At 69.6% G+C, this 2,616-nt stretch carries 3 protein-coding genes; all 3 read right to left on the bottom strand.

Annotation, left to right across the window (positions count from 1 at the left end):
• Positions 1-52: 52 nt before the first annotated feature.
• Positions 53-1,027, bottom strand: coding sequence for an aldo/keto reductase (locus tag D472_RS0110120; RefSeq protein WP_239642950.1), 975 nt, complete (start codon positions 1,025-1,027; stop codon positions 53-55).
• A gap of 75 nt (positions 1,028-1,102) precedes the next feature.
• The gene (locus D472_RS0110115; protein WP_017604366.1) at positions 1,103-1,972 is read right to left on the bottom strand and encodes a DUF1963 domain-containing protein; all 870 of its coding nucleotides are present in this window, start codon (positions 1,970-1,972) and stop codon (positions 1,103-1,105) included.
• A gap of 98 nt (positions 1,973-2,070) precedes the next feature.
• Positions 2,071-2,616 (bottom strand): FGGY-family carbohydrate kinase (locus tag D472_RS0110110; RefSeq protein ID WP_017604365.1); only part of this gene is annotated, 546 nt, incomplete at its 5' end.

Here is a 2,616-nt window from a genome sequence, read left to right as displayed (position 1 = left end):
CCCCCGCCGCCCCCGCCACTCGGTTCCACCGTCCGGTCACCTCTTCACGGGCTCAGGCCGAGGCCTGGGTCAGTCGCGCGGCCTCCTCGGGGCTCAACCGGAACTCGTTCAACGCCAGCAGTCCCTGAAGCTGATCCAGGTCGCGGGCGCTGGAGAGCACCGACGCCACGGCGGGGCGCTCCACCAACCAGGCCAACGCCACCGTGGACGGCGCCACCGAACGCTCGGCGGCGATCCCGTCCAAGGCCGCCAACACCTTCGGGCCACGCTCGGTGTCCAGGTAGGCGCGGGCCTTGGCCGCACGCGGACTCACGTCCTCGTTCCCATGACGGTACTTGCCGGTGAGGAACCCCCGGGCCAGCCCGAAGTACGGCAGCAGCGCCAGGTCCTCCTTCTGGGCCAGCGGCACCAGGTCCGCCTCGATCCCGCGTTCCACCAGGTTGTACTGGGGCTGCACGCACACCGGCCGGTGCAGACCTTCGGCGTCACAGATCCGCAGCCACTCGGCGATGCGCTCGGGACTGTGGTTGGACAATCCGATCGAGCGCACCTTGCCCTGGTCGACCAGGGCGGAGAAGGCGGCGGCGCTCTCGACGATCGGGGTGTCGGGGTCGTCGAAGTGCGCGTAGTACAGGTCGATCACCTCCACGCCCAGCCGCTGGAGGGAGGCATTCGCGGCGGCGTGGACGTTGTCGGCGCCCAGGCCGGGGAAGCGGGGGTGCTTGCTGACCTTGGTGGCCACCAGGAAGTCGTCGGGGCGCCCGCGCGCGGCCAGCCAACGGCCGATGATGGTCTCCGATTCCCCGCCGGTGTGCCCCTCGGCCCAGACCGAATAGGAGTCGGCGGTGTCGACGAAGTTACCGCCGGCGTCCCGGTAGGCGTCCAGGATCGCGAAGGAGGTGGTCTCGTCGGCCGTCCAGCCGAAGACGTTGCCGCCCAGGTTCAGCGGGTGTACGTACAGTTCGGAGCCGCCCAGTCGGCGCGGCCCGGTGTCGGTCATGGTGTGGTCCCGTCCGGTGGTGGTCATGGTGGTCCCGTGTTGATGAGGCGGCATCGGAGCAACGCTTCACGGCTCATGTGCGTACAGGTGCGTCGAAGGTGGTCACGGGGCGTCGAAGATGGTCACGGTCAGCGCCTTGTCCCACCGAGCGGCGGCCAGGTCGTCGTGACGGATCATGAATTTCGTGTAGTACTCCTCGTAGATCCGTCCTTCGTTGGCGAGCGGTATCCACTCGCTCACCAGCCGGAACGCGTCCTCGTCCGGATAGGGGAACGACTCTCCCTTGGCGAGGGTCTTGGCCATGAGGTCGTCGAACGTCGTGTCGTCATCGGCGTACCCGCCGATGACCAGGTAGGCGCTGGACGACCAGAGGTCGTAGGCCAAGGACCGCAGTTCGTCCAGGTGGGGCAGTTCACGCTCCACGTATCGGGCCAACCGCTGCTGGAAGGGGGACATGTCGTCCCACTCCAGGTCCTCCCAGAACTCGTGCCAGTCCTCGTCCTCGTCGCGCTCCTCGAGCCAAAGGGGGAGCTCGGCCCTGAGTTCGGCGCAGAGGTCGATCCGCTCACCGACACACGCGGGGTCGGGGGGCCGTACGACCTCGGTTTCGGTGCCGTCGGGCACGTACACCACTCGTGCGTACCGTCCCGGATCGGCCCGTGATTCGAGGAAGTCCCTCTCTTTGTGAACGAAGAAGAGCAGCGTCCCGTTCGCCGGTAGGTCGAAGCCCTCGATCCTCGGCAGCGCCCCACAATCGACGGAGAGGAGCAGCGGCAACGGAACGTCCCCGGCGGACGGCCACTTCATGCCCACCGGCAGCCGGGGCGCCCCGCCGATGTGCCCGACCGGAGAACCATCGCCACGCCCGCACAACCCGATCGCCAAACGCAGGTGCCGGCTGAACCTGTCGATCTCGGCGTCCGGGACGCCCGACTCGAGTGCTGCTCGACGAAACTCTCCTCGATGATCCATCCCCCGAAGATAGACCCTTTCCCAGTCGACTTGAGAGCGGTGGTCCGGGCGGCCCGCTCGGCCGCCCGGACCCGCTCGGCCCGGTGGTTCGTGGGGCGCTAGAGGCCGTGGACGGCCTCACGGAAGCCCGCGTAGCGCTCGCGCAACTCCCTACCGGCCTCGAAGGTGTGCGCGGCCTCCTCCTCGGGAGCGCCCAGTGTCCAGGTCGGCGGCTGCTCCTGTCCGGACAGCGCCCAGGCGGCCTGGCGAGCGGCGCCCAGGGCCACGTACTCGGCGGCGGGTGGCACCACCACGGGCGCTCCCAGCACGATGGGGGCGATGGCGCGGACCGCGGCGGAACGGGCACCACCACCCACCAACAGCACGCGTTCGGTGGGCACCCCTTGGTCCGCGAGGGCGGCCAAGCCGTCGGCCAGGCCGCACAACATGCCCTCCACCGCGGCGCGGGCGATGTTGGCGGGGGTCATGTTGTCGCGGCGCAACCCGTGCAGTGAACCGGTCGCCTCGGGCAGTTGGGGCGTGCGCTCCCCGTCCAGGTAGGGCAGCAGGACGACCCCGTCCGCGCCTGGGCGCGCTCCCAGGGCGAGGTGGTCGAGTCCGGCCAGGTCGGTGCCGAGCATGGCGGCGGTCGAGCTCAGTACCCG

This window comes from Nocardiopsis alkaliphila YIM 80379, from assembly GCF_000341005.1.
GTDB classification, from domain to species: Bacteria; Actinomycetota; Actinomycetes; order Streptosporangiales; family Streptosporangiaceae; genus Nocardiopsis; species Nocardiopsis alkaliphila.
The sequence above is the reverse complement of the archived record's forward strand: the minus strand, read 5'-3'. Positions and strand labels throughout refer to the sequence as shown.

What these genes read in the sequence shown, in the direction of transcription:
- D472_RS0110120 (WP_239642950.1), bottom strand. Translation starts at nt 1,027, where the DNA reads ATGACCACCACCGGACGGGACCACACCATGACCGACACCGGGCCGCGC.
- D472_RS0110115 (WP_017604366.1), bottom strand. Translation starts at nt 1,972, where the DNA reads ATGGATCATCGAGGAGAGTTTCGTCGAGCAGCACTCGAGTCGGGCGTC.